Annotated in this window: 9 protein-coding genes and 1 tRNA gene; 8 read left to right on the forward strand and 2 right to left on the reverse strand. The window is 69.6% G+C overall.

Annotated features, from left to right (window positions below; all coding sequences use genetic code 11):
* Positions 1–126: 126 nt before the first annotated feature.
* The 5 genes from gltB to AB0O65_RS07145 all read left to right on the forward strand — a co-directional run bounded on the left by gltB (position 127) and on the right by AB0O65_RS07145 (position 9,179).
* Positions 127–4,692 carry a glutamate synthase large subunit gene (gltB, locus tag AB0O65_RS07125; RefSeq protein WP_363383841.1) on the forward strand — a complete coding sequence of 1,522 codons (4,566 nt, stop codon included), beginning with the start codon at positions 127–129 and terminating at the stop codon, positions 4,690–4,692.
* Entirely contained in the window at positions 4,685–6,151 is a 1,467-nt protein-coding gene (locus tag AB0O65_RS07130; protein ID WP_071644467.1) for a glutamate synthase subunit beta, read from the forward strand. Before gltB ends, AB0O65_RS07130 begins: the two co-directional genes overlap by 8 nt.
* 56 nt (positions 6,152–6,207) lie before the next feature.
* Entirely contained in the window at positions 6,208–7,656 is a 1,449-nt protein-coding gene (gene pyk, locus AB0O65_RS07135) for a pyruvate kinase (protein ID WP_071644491.1), read from the forward strand.
* 81 nt (positions 7,657–7,737) lie between these two features.
* Positions 7,738–8,517 carry an alpha/beta hydrolase gene (locus AB0O65_RS07140; RefSeq protein WP_363383844.1) on the forward strand — a complete coding sequence of 260 codons (780 nt, stop codon included), beginning with the start codon at positions 7,738–7,740 and terminating at the stop codon, positions 8,515–8,517.
* The gene (locus AB0O65_RS07145; protein ID WP_313478711.1) at positions 8,514–9,179 is read left to right on the forward strand and encodes an alpha/beta hydrolase; all 666 of its coding nucleotides are present in this window, start codon (positions 8,514–8,516) and stop codon (positions 9,177–9,179) included. The genes AB0O65_RS07140 and AB0O65_RS07145 overlap by 4 nt, the downstream gene beginning before the upstream one ends.
* A gap of 207 nt (positions 9,180–9,386) precedes the next feature.
* On the opposite strand, the gene AB0O65_RS07150 is transcribed toward AB0O65_RS07145, so the two are convergent.
* A tRNA-Leu gene (locus AB0O65_RS07150) sits at positions 9,387–9,469 on the reverse strand.
* 92 nt (positions 9,470–9,561) lie between these two features.
* Between AB0O65_RS07150 and AB0O65_RS07155 the strand changes: the two genes are divergently transcribed.
* Entirely contained in the window at positions 9,562–10,179 is a 618-nt protein-coding gene (locus tag AB0O65_RS07155) for a response regulator (protein ID WP_071644465.1), read from the forward strand.
* A gap of 76 nt (positions 10,180–10,255) precedes the next feature.
* Here the strand turns inward: AB0O65_RS07155 and AB0O65_RS07160 are convergent, their stop codons facing one another.
* Positions 10,256–10,660, reverse strand: coding sequence for a hotdog fold thioesterase (locus AB0O65_RS07160; protein ID WP_363384047.1), 405 nt, complete (start codon positions 10,658–10,660; stop codon positions 10,256–10,258).
* Between the two features lie 63 nt (positions 10,661–10,723).
* Between AB0O65_RS07160 and polA the strand changes: the two genes are divergently transcribed.
* Positions 10,724–13,357, forward strand: a complete 2,634-nt coding sequence (gene polA / locus AB0O65_RS07165; protein WP_363383847.1) for a DNA polymerase I — start codon at positions 10,724–10,726, stop codon at positions 13,355–13,357.
* A gap of 38 nt (positions 13,358–13,395) precedes the next feature.
* Positions 13,396–15,069, forward strand: coding sequence for a DUF885 domain-containing protein (locus AB0O65_RS07170; RefSeq protein WP_313478717.1), 1,674 nt, complete (start codon positions 13,396–13,398; stop codon positions 15,067–15,069).
* Positions 15,070–15,097: the final 28 nt, after the last annotated feature.

Consider the following 15,097-nt stretch of genomic DNA (forward strand, 5'->3'; position numbering starts at 1 on the left):
ATCGCCACAAGCACTGCTCCCGTCACGTGAGGGTCCGCTCGGGCTCTCCTTCCGCGCGAGAGATCGCACTGAACGCACGGGCCGATGATGTCCCCGGGTTCACCTGAAATCTGAGGACGGTGACTGGTGTACTTCCAGCCTCCCTACGGCGCCTCCGGCGCCTACCCCCCGAAGCAGGGTCTGTACAACCCCGCCCACGAGAAGGATGCCTGCGGCCTGGCCATGGTCGCGACGCTCCGCGGGGAACCCGGCCATGACATCATCGCGCTGGCGCTCGAGGCGCTGCGCAACCTGGAACACCGCGGTGCGATCGGCTCTGATGCCGGCACCGGCGATGGCGCCGGCATCCTCACCCAGATGCCGGATGCGTTCCTCCGAGAGGTCGTCTCCTTCGATCTCCCCCCTGCAGGCGAGTACGCCGCAGGCCTCGCGTTCCTCCCCCGGGAGTCGAGCGCCCGCCGTGAGCAGAAGGCCGGCATCGAGCGCATCGCCGCCGCCGAGGGGCTGGACGTGCTCGGGTGGCGAGTCGTTCCCACCGCGAATGAGCACCTCGGCCAGCTCGCCGACGAAGCCCGCCCGGCCTTCGAGCAGCTCTTCATCAGCATTCCCGGCGCCCGCGGCGGCTCGCCGCTGACCCTCGACCGGTTCGCCTACCGGCTGCGCAAGCGCGCCGAGCACGAGCTCGGCGCCTACTTCGTCTCGCTGTCGTGCCGCACGCTCGGCTACAAGGGCATGCTGACCACCCTGCAGCTGGAGCCGTTCTACCCCGATCTGCAGGATGAGCGCTTCGCCTCCGAGCTCGCGGTCGTGCACTCCCGCTATTCGACGAACACGTTCCCGTCGTGGCCGCTCGCGCAGCCGCTGCGCATGCTGGCGCACAACGGCGAGATCAACACGGTCGGCGGCAACCGCAACTGGATGCGCGCGCGACAGTCGCAGCTGCACTCCGATCTGCTGGGCGACATCCGTCCGCTCCTGCCGATCTGCAGCGACAGCGCGAGCGACTCCGCGTCCTTCGACGAGGTGCTCGAGCTGCTGACCCTCACCGGGCGCAGCCTGCCGCACGCGATCATGATGATGGTGCCGGAGGCGTGGGAGAAGCAGTCCGACATCGCGCCGGATCTGCGCGCCTTCTACGAGTTCCACGACATCCAGATGGAGCCCTGGGACGGTCCGGCCGCGCTCATCTTCACCGACGGCAGCCAGGTGGGAGCGACCCTCGACCGCAACGGTCTGCGCCCCGGACGGTGGACGGAGACGGTCGACGGACTGGTCGTCATCGGCAGCGAGACCGGGGTGCTCGAGTTCGAGCCCGAGCGGATCAAGCGGCGCGGACGGCTGCGTCCCGGTCACCTGTTCCTCGTCGACACCGCGCAGCGCCGCATCATCGAGGACGCGGAGGTCAAGAGCGAGCTCGCGGCACTGCATCCGTGGCAGGACTGGCTGGATGCCGGTGCTGTGCGCCTCGCGGACCTCCCGGAGCGCGAGCACATCGTGCATCCCGCCGCATCCATCACCCGCCGCCAGCGCACCTTCGGCTACACCGAGGAGGAGGTGCGGGTGCTGCTCACCCCGATGGGGCAGACCGGCGCCGAGCCGCTCGGCGCGATGGGCAGCGACACGCCGATCGCGGTGCTCAGCGACCGGCCGCGCCTGCTGTTCGACTACTTCGTGCAGCAGTTCGCGCAGGTGACCAACCCGCCGCTCGATGCGATCCGCGAAGAGGTCGTGACCAGTCTGCGGCTCGGCCTCGGACCGCAGCTCAACCTCCTGGAGTGGGGTCCGGAGCACGCGCGCACGGTGAGCCTCGACTTCCCGGTCATCGACAACGACGAGCTCGCGAAGATCAAGCACGTCGACCGCGCGCTGCCCGGCCGGCGCAGCGCGACCATCTCCGGCCTCTACCACTTCGATGCGGGCCCGCAGTCGCTGCCCGAGCGGCTCGAGGCCATGTGCGCCGAAGCCGACGCGGCGATCGAGCGCGGCGCGGAGTTCCTGATCCTCTCCGACCGGGACTCCGACAAGGACCGCGTGCCGATCCCGTCGCTGCTGATGGTCTCGGCCGTGCACCACCACCTGATCCGCCGTGAGACGCGCATGCGCGTCGGCCTGATCGTGGAGGCCGGGGATGTGCGCGAGGTGCACCACGTCGCCGCGCTGATCGGCTACGGCGCCGCGGCGGTGAACCCCTATCTCGCCATGGAGACGGTGGAGCATCTCGTGCGCACCGGGTTCATCACGGGGATCACACCCGACGAGGCCGTGCACAACCTCATCCACGCGCTGGGCAAGGGCGTGCTGAAGATCATGTCGAAGATGGGTATCTCCACCGTCTCGTCCTACGCGGGAGCGCAGGTGTTCGAGGCGATCGGCCTCAGCCAGGAGTTCGTCGACCGCTACTTCACGGGCACCGAGACGAAGCTCGGCGGCATCGGCATCGCCGACGTCTTCGCCGAGAACCAGAGGCGGCACGACTACGCCTACCCGCAGGACGCCGCACCGCGGGCGCACGAGCGTCTCTGGACGGGCGGCGAGTACCAGTGGCGGCGAGACGGCTCGCCGCACCTGTTCAACCCCGAGACGGTGTTCCGGCTGCAGCACGCCACCCGCACCCGCCGCTACGACATCTTCCGCGAGTACACCCGTCTGGTCGACGACCAGGCTCGCGAGCTGAAGACGCTGCGCGGACTGTTCGAGCTGCGCACCGGCGAGCGGCCGCCGGTGCCCCTCGACGAGGTCGAGCCGGTGAGCGCGATCGTGAAGCGGTTCTCGACCGGAGCCATGAGCTACGGGTCGATCTCGCAGGAGGCGCACGAGACCCTCGCGATCGCGATGAACCGCCTCGGCGCGAAGTCGAACACGGGCGAGGGCGGTGAGGACCCGGAGCGTCTCACCGACCCCGAGCGCCGCAGCGCGATCAAGCAGGTCGCATCCGGCCGATTCGGCGTGACGAGTCAGTACCTCACCGAGGCCGACGACCTGCAGATCAAGCTCGCCCAGGGCGCCAAGCCCGGAGAGGGCGGGCAGCTGCCGCCGCAGAAGGTCTACCCGTGGGTGGCTCGCACACGGCACGCCACCCCGGGTGTCGGGCTGATCTCCCCGCCGCCGCACCACGACATCTACTCGATCGAAGACCTCAAGCAGCTGATCTTCGACCTGAAGCGCGCCAACCCGAAGGCGCGGATCCACACCAAGCTGGTGAGCCAGTCGGGCATCGGCGCGGTCGCGGCCGGCGTCGCGAAGGCGCTCAGCGACGTCGTGCTCGTCTCGGGACACGACGGCGGCACGGGCGCGAGCCCGCTGAACTCGCTGAAGCATGCCGGCACGCCGTGGGAGCTGGGCCTCGCCGAGGTGCAGCAGACTCTCATGCTCAACGGCATGCGCGACCGCGTGGTGGTGCAGGTCGACGGGCAGCTGAAGACCGGACGCGACGTGATCATCGGCGCGCTGCTGGGTGCGGAGGAGTTCGGCTTCGCCACCGCGCCGCTGGTCGTCAGCGGCTGCATCCTGATGCGGGTGTGCCACCTCGACACCTGCCCGGTGGGCGTGGCGACGCAGAACCCGGTGCTGCGGCAGCGCTTCACCGGCAAGCCCGAGTTCGTGATCAACTTCATGGAGTTCATCGCCGAGGAGGTGCGCGAGCTGCTCGCCGCGCTCGGATTCCGCTCGATCGACGAGATCATCGGCCGGCACGACCTGCTGCGCACCGATCCCGCGGTGCGGCACTGGAAGACGGACGGCCTCGATCTCGCGCCGATCCTCGAAGGTCCGGCGTTCCCCGCCGGGGAGCCCAGGCGCAGCGCTCGGGCGCAGGATCACGAGCTCGAGAAGCACTTCGACGCGGCGCTGCTGGCGCATGCGACCGAAGCCATCGACAGCGCGCTGCCGGTCGTCATCGAGCTGCCGATCCGCAACACCGAGCGCGCCGTCGGCACGATGCTCGGTCATCACGTGACGGCCCGGCACGGGGCGGCGGGGCTTCCGCGCGGAACGATCGACATCACCCTGCACGGCACCGCGGGGCAATCCCTCGGCGCCTTCCTGCCGCCGGGCATCGTGCTGCGACTCGAGGGCGACGCGAACGACTACGTCGGCAAGGGCCTCTCGGGCGGAGACGTCACCATCCGTCCGGCCCGGGATGCCCGGTTCGAGCCGCATCGCAACGTGATCGCGGGCAACGTGATCGGCTACGGCGCGACCAGCGGCAGCATGTACATCTCCGGGGTGGTGGGGGAGCGGTTCCTGGTCCGCAACTCCGGGGCGACCGCGGTCGTCGAAGGCGTCGGGGATCACGCTCTGGAGTACATGACGGGCGGCGTCGCGGTCATCCTCGGCGACACCGGCCGCAACCTCGGCGCCGGGATGTCCGGCGGGGTCGCGTATGTGCGCGGGCTCAGCGAGGCGCGGGTGAACAGCCAGGCGCTGCAGAGCGGCGAGCTGCTGCTCACCGCGCTCGAGCGCGACGATGCGGAGGTGCTGCGCGAGCTGCTCGTCGAGCACGTCGAGCGGACGGCCTCACCGCTGGCATCCGCTCTCCTGGACGACTTCGAGAGCGTCATCAACGAATTCACGAAGGTGCTGCCGCGGGATTACGCGGCTGTGCGCACCATGCGCCAGGAGGCGGAGGCCGCGGGAATCGACCCCGACGGCGACGTCGTCTGGGACCGGATCCTGGAGGTGACCGGTGGCTGACCCCAAGGGCTTTCTGAAGACGACCGAACGCGAGCTGCCGCCCCGGCGGCCGGTGCCGGTGCGGATCATGGACTGGAAAGAGGTCTACGAGCCGGGCGACCGGGCCGTGCTGAAGCGTCAGGCGAGCAGGTGCATGGACTGCGGTGTGCCGTTCTGCCACTCCGGATGCCCGCTGGGCAACCTCATCCCGGAGTGGAACGACCTGACCTGGCGCGGCGCCGACCGCGCGGCGATCGAGCGGCTGCACGCGACGAACAACTTCCCCGAGTTCACCGGCAGGCTGTGCCCGGCGCCGTGCGAGAGCGCGTGCGTGCTCGGCATCAACCAGCCGGCGGTCACGATCAAGCAGATCGAGGTCTCGATCATCGACGAGGCGTTCGAGAACGGGTGGGTCGAGCCGCAGCCGCCGCAGCGTCTCACCGGCCGCACAGTCGCGGTGGTCGGGTCGGGACCCGCCGGTCTCGCCGCGGCCCAGCAGCTCACCCGCGCCGGGCACACGGTGGTCGTGTTCGAGCGGGACGACCGGATCGGCGGGCTGCTGCGCTACGGCATCCCGGACTTCAAGATGGAGAAGCGCCACCTCGACGCGCGCCTGCAGCAGATGCAGGAGGAGGGCACCCGCTTCCGCCCCGGCGTGGAGATCGGGCGGGATCTGTCGTGGGACGAGCTGCGCGGCCGCTACGATGCGGTGCTGATCGCCACGGGGGCCACGGTGCCGCGCGACCTGCCCATCCCCGGTCGCGACCTCGACGGCGTGCACTTCGCGATGGACTATCTCGTGCCGTCGAACCGCGTCGGTGCGGGTGACGAGGTCGCCGGTCAGATCACCGCGGCCGGCAAGCATGTCGTCGTGATCGGCGGCGGTGACACCGGCGCCGACTGCATCGGAACCGCGCACCGTCACGGCGCGCGCAGCGTGACCAACCTCGCGATCGGAAAGCAGCCCGCAACGGTGCGATCCGAAGACCAGCCGTGGCCGACCATGCCCACACTGTTCGAGGTGCAGTCCGCGCACGAGGAGGGCGGTGAGCGCACGTACCTGGCCTCCACCGTGGAGTTCCTGGGCGACTCGGAGGGGCGCGTGCGTGCCGTGCGCGTCGCGGAGACCGAGTACGTGGACGGCCGGCGCGTGCCGCGCGGCGGCACCGAGCGGGAGATCCCGGCCGAGCTCGTGCTCATCGCCATGGGGTTCACCGGCCCCGAGACGGCGTCGTACGGCGGAGACACCGTGCCGGTGGTGACCGACCGCGGCAACCTGCAGCGCGACGGCGAGTACGCCACCGCCGTGCCCGGCGTGTTCGTGGCCGGCGACGCCGGACGCGGGCAGTCCCTCATCGTGTGGGCGATCGCCGAAGGCCGCTCGGCGGCCGCGGCGATCGACAGGCACCTGATGGGTGCCACGGTGCTGCCCGCCCCGGTCGCGGTCACAGATGTCGCGTTCAGCGTTCAGCCCGCGTAGGCTGAGCGCGGCAACGTCGCCATGTTGATTTCTGTCCTCTTACCCTGGAGATGATGTTGAGACGCGCGAAGATCGTCGCCACACTCGGCCCTGCAACCTCGACCTATGAGAAGGTCCGTGCCCTTATCGACGCCGGTGTGGACGTCGCCCGCCTGAACCTCAGCCACGGGGACTACTCGGTGCACGAGGCGAACTACTCGAACGTCCGTCGGGCGGCCGAGGACTCGGGTCGTGCCGTCGCCATCCTCGTCGACCTCCAGGGGCCGAAGATCCGGCTCGGCCGCTTCGAGGACGGTCCGTACGAGCTCGAGGTCGGTGACATCTTCAAGATCACCACCGAGGACATCATCGGCAACCGCGAGATCTGCGGTACGACGTTCAAGGGACTGCCCAACGACGTCAAGCCGGGCGACTTCCTGCTGATCGACGACGGCAAGGTGCGCGTGGAGGTCGTCGAGACCGACGGCACCGTCGTCACCACGAAGGTCATCGTCGCCGGCGCCGTCTCGAACAACAAGGGCATCAACCTGCCCGGTGTCGCGGTCAACGTCCCCGCCCTGAGCGAGAAGGACGAGGACGACCTGCGGTGGGGTCTGCGCATCGGCGCCGACGTCATCGCCCTGTCGTTCGTGCGCAACGCCACGGACGTCGAGCGCGTGCACGAAATCATGGCCGAAGAGGGTGTCCGCATCCCGGTCATCGCGAAGATCGAGAAGCCGCAGGCGGTCGACGCCCTCGAGGAGATCGTCGACGCGTTCGACGGGATCATGGTCGCTCGTGGCGACCTCGGCGTCGAACTGCCCCTCGAGGCTGTTCCGATCGTGCAGAAGCGCGCTGTCGAGCTCGCCCGCCGCAACGCGAAGCCGGTCATCGTCGCGACGCAGATGCTCGAGTCGATGATCTCGAGCCCGGTGCCGACCCGCGCCGAGACCTCCGACGTCGCGAACGCCGTCCTCGACGGGGCCGACGCCGTCATGCTCTCGGGCGAGACGAGCGTGGGCGATTACCCGATCGTCGTGGTCGAGACCATGGCGCGGATCATCGAGTCGACCGAGGAGCACGGGCTCGAGCGCATCTCGCCGCTGAACACGAAGCCCCGCACCCAGGGCGGCGCGATCACGCTCGCCGCGCTCGAGGTGGCCGAGTTCGTCGGCGCGAAGTACCTGTGCGTCTTCACCCAGTCGGGTGACTCGGCCCGCCGTCTGTCGCGTCTGCGGCCCCGCATCCCCATGATGGCGTTCACTCCGGAGCCGGGCATCCGCCGCCGCATGGCCATGACCTGGGGCATCCAGTCGACGCTGGTGGAGATGGTGCAGCACACCGACTCGATGTACCGCCAGGCGGACGAGTACCTGCTCGGCAGCGGCCTGGCGAAGGAGGGCGATCAGATCGTCGTGATCTCCGGATCGCCTCCCGGGATCATCGGCTCGACCAACGACATCCGCGTCCACAAGGTCGGGGATGCCGTGGGCGGTGCGGCTCCCGTCTACAAGACCGGAGTCTGAGCAGCATTCCAGCGCCGAGGGGCGGGCCCGACGGGTCCGCCCCTCGGCGCTTCTGCGCGTGACACGCGATACGGTGCTGGGATGACGCCGGAGACGCAGCAGACGCATCGCATCGGTTCGCTGCGCGTGCGCACGGTCGCGTCTGCGGGCACCGCGGCGACGACGTTCGTGCTGGTGCACGGGATCGGCATGTCGCACCGCTACCTCGAGCGGCTGCACCGTGCCCTGACGGCGCACGGGAGGGTGATCTCCGTCGACCTGCCCGGTTTCGGCGGTCTGCGGAAGCCAGGACACGACGTCGATGTCGCGGAGATGGCGGATGCCCTCGGCGCCGTGCTCGACGAGATCGCGACCGGGCCCGTCGTGCTCGTCGGCCAATCGATGGGGACGCAGTGGGTCGTCGAGCTCGCCGCTCGTCGTCCCGATCTCCCCCTGGCGGTGATGCTGATCGGCCCTGTGGCGGACGAGCGTCGCCGCACCGTCCTGCAGCAGGCCTGGCTGCTGGCGCTGGACACGGTGCGGGAGCCACCGGGCGCGAACGCCCTGGTGTTCGGCGACTACCTGCGGTGCGGTCCGTTCTGGTACCTGACGCAGCTGGGGCACCTGCTGGACTACCGCATCGAGGATCGGATCGGGCAGCTGAACGTACCCGTGCTCATCATGCGCGGCTCCCGCGACCCGATCGCCTCGCTGAGCTGGTGCCGGCATCTGCGCGCGGCAGCGCGGACCGCGGAGCTGGTGGAGATCCCCGGCCGTGCCCACAATGCGCAGCACACGGCGCCTAGCGCCGTGGCATCCGCCATCGAGCACTTCTGCTCCGCGCACCTCGCGGCCGGGGTGCGGGACGGCGACGCCGGGTGAGCGGCCTGCTGCGCAGAGCCATCTGGTGGGCGCAGGACTACGCCTACGCGGCGGCATGGCAGATTCGCGCCTTCGGCGACCGGGACAGGGCCGAGGCGTACTCCCGGGGCACCGGAGTGCCGATCGTCGTGCTTCCCGGCATCTACGAGAGCTGGCGTTTCATGCGGCCGCTGATCGAGCGGGCGCACCGTGACGGGCATCCGGTGCACGTCATCGAACCGCTCGAGCGCAACCTGAGCCCGATAGCCGAGATGGCCGACCGGGTGAGCACCTATCTCGCCGAGCACGACCTGCACGACGTGGTGCTGCTGGCGCACAGCAAGGGCGGTCTCGCGGGCAAGCTGGTGATGCTGGGCCGCGAGGCGTCGAGGGTGCGCGGCATGCTCGCCGTCGCGACCCCGTTCGGCGGATCTCGCTACGCCAGGATGATGCTGACCCGCAGTCTGCGCGCGCTGTCGCCGCGGCATCCGTCGATCGCCGCCCTCGCCGCCCAGCGCGACGCGGACGCGCGGATCGTGTCGATCTACTCGCGGTTCGATCCGCACATCCCCGAGGGCAGCGAGCTGCCCGGCGCGAAGAACGTTCCCCTCGACACGGGAGGCCACTTCCGCGTGCTCGCCCATCCTCGGGTGATCGCCGAGCTCGCGGCCCTGTCGTCCTGATGCGCAGAGGGCCGCCCCTCCGGGACCGCCCTCTGCGCATGTGCCGGCGGTGGGGCCACGTCGCGACTCGACCCGTCGCTTCGCGCCGCGTCGAGCCTCCCGCGACGCGGGACCGGAACCCACGCGGGCTGCGCCCGCCGGTTCGAGTCCCGCTCTGTCTGCTGAATGCGCAGAGGGCCGCCCCTCCGGGACGGCCCTCTGCGCATGTGCCGGCGGTGGGACTCGAACCCACACGCCCTCTCGGACAGAGCATTTTGAGTGCTCCGCGTCTGCCATTCCGCCACGCCGGCCGGCACACCGCGCATTCGACTGTAGCGCAGCCGCACAGGTCGACCGTGCGCGGTTTCCGCCGACGCGGGCGGGCTTCGACTAGGATGGACGGGTGACTGAGCAAGAGCAGCCCGAGCAGCCCACGGCATCCGCCCCGCGTCGCGTCGTCGTCGCTGAGGATGAGTCGCTGATCCGCCTGGACATCGTCGAGATCCTGCGCGACAACGGATTCGATGTCGTCGGCGAAGCCGGCGACGGCGAGACCGCCGTGCAGCTGGCCACCGAGCTTCGGCCCGACCTCGTGGTCATGGACGTCAAGATGCCCCAGCTCGACGGCATCAGCGCCGCCGAGAAGCTGCACAAGGCGAACATCGCCCCCGTCGTGCTGCTCACGGCGTTCAGCCAGAAGGAGCTCGTCGAGCGCGCCAGCGAGGCCGGGGCCCTGGCCTACGTCGTCAAGCCCTTCACCCCGAACGACCTGCTGCCCGCGATCGAGATCGCTCTGGCCCGCCACGAGCAGATCATCACGCTCGAGGCCGAGGTCGCCGACATGGTCGAACGCTTCGAGACCCGCAAGCTCGTGGACCGCGCCAAGGGTCTGCTGAACGAGAAGATGGGCCTGAGCGAGCCTGAGGCGTTCCGCTGGATCCAGAAGGCGTCGATGGACCGTCGCCTGACGATGCAGGACGTCGCGAAGGCGATCATCGAGCAGCTCGCTCCCAAGAAATGACTTCGGTCCGAGTCGCATCGACTCGGACAGTGAAACGGCCCCCGACGTCACGCCGGGGGCCGTTTCGCGTTCTCCGTCAGGCGTCGACGGTCTTGATCAGGTTCGTGATGCGGATGGTGGAGCAGCGCCGACCCTCCTCGTCGGAGACGGCGATCTCGTGCACGGTCATGGTGCGCCCGAGGTGCACGGGTGTGCAGACGCCCGTCACGAAGCCCGAGGTCGCCGAGCGCGTGTGGGTCGCGTTGATGTCGATGCCGACCGCGAGACGGCCGGGTCCGGCGTGCAGGTTCGCCGCCATCGACCCGAGCGACTCGCCCAGCACGACGTAGGCGCCGCCGTGCAGCAGGCCGACCGGCTGCGTGTTGCCCTCGACCGGCATCGTCGCGACCGCGCGCTCGACGGTGAACTCGGTGAACTCGATGCCCATCTTCTCGGCCAGCGCGCCCATGCCGCGGTGCGTGGCCCACTCCAGCCCGGTCATCTCGGTCTGCTCGCTCAATGCTCCTCCTCAGCACGTGTCCGTCGCCCTCGTTAGGCTTGCAGGGTGACGGACTCCGCAAAGCCTACCCTCATGGTCGTCGACGGCCACTCGCTCGCCTACCGGGCCTTCTTCGCCCTCCCGGTCGAGAACTTCACCACCAAGGACAACCAGCACACGAACGCCATCTATGGCTTCCTGTCGATGCTCGTGAACCTGATCAAGGCGGAGAAGCCGACGCACATGGCGATCGCGTTCGACACGTCACGTCACTCGTTCCGCACCGAGGAGTACCCCGAGTACAAGGCGACCCGGTCCGAGACCCCGGGGGAGTTCAAGGGCCAGATCCCGCTGCTGCAGGACTGCCTGGCGGCGATGTCCATCCCGGTGCTGACGCAGGAGGGGATCGAGGCCGACGACATCCTCGCCACTCTCGCGAAGCAGGGGTCGGAGCAGGGGTACGACGTGCTGGTGGTCTCGGGCGACCGCGACACCATCCAGCTCGTGAACGACGACGTCACGCTGCTGTACCCCTCGGTGCAGGGGGTGTCGCAGCTCAAGCGCTACGACCCGGTCACCGTGCAGGAGCGCTACGGGGTGCGACCGGAGCAGTATCCCGACATCGCCGCCCTCGTCGGCGAGACGAGCGACAACCTGCCCGGCGTTCCGAAGGTCGGCGAGAAGACCGCGGTGAAGTGGCTCACCCAGTTCGGCAGCCTCGACGAGCTGCTCGCGCGCGCCAGCGAGATCAAGGGCGTCGTCGGCGGCAACCTGCGCGAGCACATCGAGGATGTGCGCCGCAACCGCAGGCTCAACCGCCTGCTGAACGATGTCGAGCTGCCCGTCACCCCGGCTGAGCTGATCGTCAGGCCCATCGACGCGCAGGGGGTGCGCGACATCTTCGCCCGCCTCGAGTTCCGCACACTCCTGCCCCGCGTCTTCGAAGCGGTGGGCGCGCCCGACGAGCCGGCACACGACGAGCCGGCCGTCGCGGTGCCGGAGCCCGTCGAATCGTCCGCGGCCGAACTCGCCGCATGGCTGGGGGAGCAGCAGGGCGAGGTCGGTCTGCTGCTCACTCTCGTCGGCGGAGCCATCACGCGAGTCGGCGCGGCGACCGAGACCGAGCTGCGCGAGTGCAGCTGGGGCCGGGAGACGGCGCACGCGCTCACCGCGTGGCTCGAGTCCGATGCGCCCAAGGTGCTCAACGACGCCAAACCGCAGGTCAAGGCGCTGCTGCGCGACGGCATCCGGCTGGGCGGACTCGCTCACGACACCCTGCTGGCCGGCTGGCTGATGCGGCCGAGCTTCCCCGACAAGACGCTCGCGCACCTCGTCGGCCGGTACCTCGACGAGAAGCTCCCCGAAGCCGACCCCACACAGCTGGTCCCGGAGACCGACGGTGCGACGCCCTCGCAGGAGGCGTGGTTCACGCTGCGCACCGCCGCCGCCATCCGTGAGGCGATGCCCGCGTCGGTCGCAGCCGTGCTCGGCGACATCGAGCTGCCCGCGGTCATCGCCCTGGCCGACATGGAATCGGCGGGGGTGGCGGTATCGCACGACGTCCTCTCGACCTTCTCGGGTGAGCTGCTCGCGCGCACCGACGTGCTCGCCGCCGAGGCGTTCGCTCTCGTCGGGCGGGAGTTCAACCTCGGCTCGCCGAAGCAGCTCCAGGAGGTGCTGTTCGAAGACCTGCAGCTGCCGAAGACCCGGAAGACCAAGACGGGGTACTCGACGGATGCCGCGGTGCTGGCCGACCTGCAGGACACCCACCCGCATCCCTTCCTCGCGCTGCTGCTGCAGCATCGGGAGGCGACCAAGCTGCGCCAGATCATCGAGTCGCTCGATGCGGCGATCGGCGACGATCACCGCATCCACACCACCTATGTGCAGACCGGAAGCCAGACCGGCCGCCTGTCGAGCACCGACCCGAACCTGCAGAACATCCCCGTCCGCACCGAGGAGTCGCGCCGCATCCGCAGCGCATTCCAGGTCGGCGAGGGGTACGAGGCGCTGCTGACCGCCGACTACTCCCAGATCGAGATGCGCATCATGGCGCACCTGTCGGGCGACCCTGGTCTCATCGAGGCGTTCAACTCGGGTGAGGATCTGCACCGTTTCGTGGGGGCGCGGGTGTTCGGGGTCGAGCCCGAGGAGGTGACCTCGGCCATGCGCACGAAGGTCAAGGCCATGTCGTACGGTCTCGTCTACGGGCTCAGCGCGTTCGGCCTGTCGAAGCAGCTGCGCATCGAGCAGTCGGAGGCGAAGCAGCTGATGCTGGAGTACTTCGCCCGCTTCGGAGCCGTGCGCGATTACCTGCGGGCGTCCGTGATGCAGGCGAAGGAAGACGGCTACACCGAGACGATCTTCGGTAGACGGCGTCCGTTCCCCGACCTCGCGAGCCCCAATCGTGTGCTGCGTGAGAACGCGGAGCGGGCCGCGCTGAACGCGCCCATCCAGGGCAGCGCCGCCGACATCATGAAGATCGCGTTGAACCGCATCCACGCAGACCTGCGCGAGCGGGGGCTCACCTCGCGCGCCCTGCTGCAGATCCACGACGAGCTCGTCGTCGAGGTCTCCGCGGGGGAGTGGGACGAGGTCGAGGGCATCGTCCGCGATCGCATGGCCGGTGCTGCCGAGCTCACCGTGCCGCTGGACGTGCAGGTGGGCCGCGGGCGCGACTGGAACGAAGCCGCGCACTGATCCCCGGCGCGGAGGGGCGCGAGGCTAGGCTCGAGATCATGAGTTCCGAGCCTCGCACCCCCTCTGCCATCGATCAGATCGCCGAGGACTGGGTCGACACCCTGGTAGACCTGTCGCCCATCCTCGCGACCTACATCGGACGCAACGAGGCAGGCGCCCGCCTCGACGACGTGAGCCCGGAAGGGCACGAGCGCAGCATCGCCGCAGCGCGTGAGACGCTCGCCGCTCTGGATGCCGCGACCCCCGTCGACAGCATCGACGAGGTCACCAGGACCGACCTCTCGGCAGAGCTGCGACTGCAGCTCGAGCTGCACGATGCGCAGTGGCATCTGCGCGACCTGAACGTCATCGCCTCGGCGCCGCAGGACTTCCGTCAGGCGTTCGACCTCATGCCCACCGACACGATCGATGACTGGGCGGTCGTCTGCGAGCGGCTGGCCGCGGTGCCGACTGCGCTGAAGGGGTACGTCGAGACGCTGCGCCAGGGCATCCGGCACGGCGTCGTGCCCGCGCGCCGCCAGGTCACGGAGGTCGCCACGCAGATCGCCCGGTACAGCGCCGATCGCGGCTTCTTCGCCTCGTTCGCCGCCACCGCCGGGCCGCGTGACGGCCAGCTGCCAGCCTCCCTCGCCCGCGACATCGCCGATCACGCCGGCGCCGCACGGGTCGCCTACGACGATCTCCGCCACTTCCTGATCAGCGAGCTGGCGCCGGTCGCCGGTTCCGAGGACGCCGTCGGGCGCGACCTCTACGCACTCAACTCCCGTCGCTTCCTCGGCGCGAGCATCGACCTCGACGAGACCTACGAGTGGGGCCGCGAGGAGCTGCAGCGGATGATCACCGAGCAGGAGGCGATCGCGAACGAGATCCTGCCCGGCGCGAGCGTCGAAGAGGCCGTCGCCCACCTCGAGGCCGACGCCAGCCGCAAGCTGCACGGCACCGACGCGCTGCAGAGGTGGATGCAGGAGACCAGCGACCGGGCCATCGCCGATCTCGGTGCCAGCCACTTCGACATCCCCGAGCAGATCCGCGAGCTCGAGTGCATGATCGCCCCCACCCAGGAGGGCGGGATCTACTACACCGGCCCCACCGACGACTTCTCCCGCCCCGGTCGGATGTGGTGGTCGGTTCCGGAGGGCGTCACCGAGTTCGACACCTGGCGCGAGCTGACCACCGTCTACCACGAGGGCGTCCCCGGTCATCACCTGCAGATCGCGCAGGCGACGTACAACCGCGCCGAGCTGAACACCTGGCGGCGAGTGCTCGCCGGCACCTCGGGCCACGCGGAGGGGTGGGCGCTGTACGCCGAGCGACTCATGGAGCAGCTCGGATACCTCGATGACCCGGCCGATCGTCTGGGCATGCTCGACGGCCAGCGCATGCGCGCCCTGCGCGTCGTGCTCGACATCGGCGTGCACCTGCGCAAGCCGCGGCTGGACGGCGACGGGATCTGGGATCACGACTACGCGCTGGAGCAGATGCGGCGCAACGTGAACATGCCCGACGAGTTCCGTCGGTTCGAGGTCAACCGGTACCTCGGGTGGCCGGGACAGGCGCCGTCGTACAAGGTCGGTCAGCGGATCTGGGAGCAGGTGCGCGACACCGTCCAGCAGAAGCAGGGCGACGCCTTCTCGTTCAAGGACTTCCACAAGCGCGCCCTCGACATCGGCGGGGTCGGGCTCGACACCCTCCGCACCGCCGTCACCGGCTGAGCGCGGCGGTGCGGCGCCCCTACGATGA

Source organism: Microbacterium sp. NPDC077391, from assembly GCF_040686955.1.
Classification (GTDB): Bacteria; Actinomycetota; Actinomycetes; order Actinomycetales; family Microbacteriaceae; genus Microbacterium; species Microbacterium commune.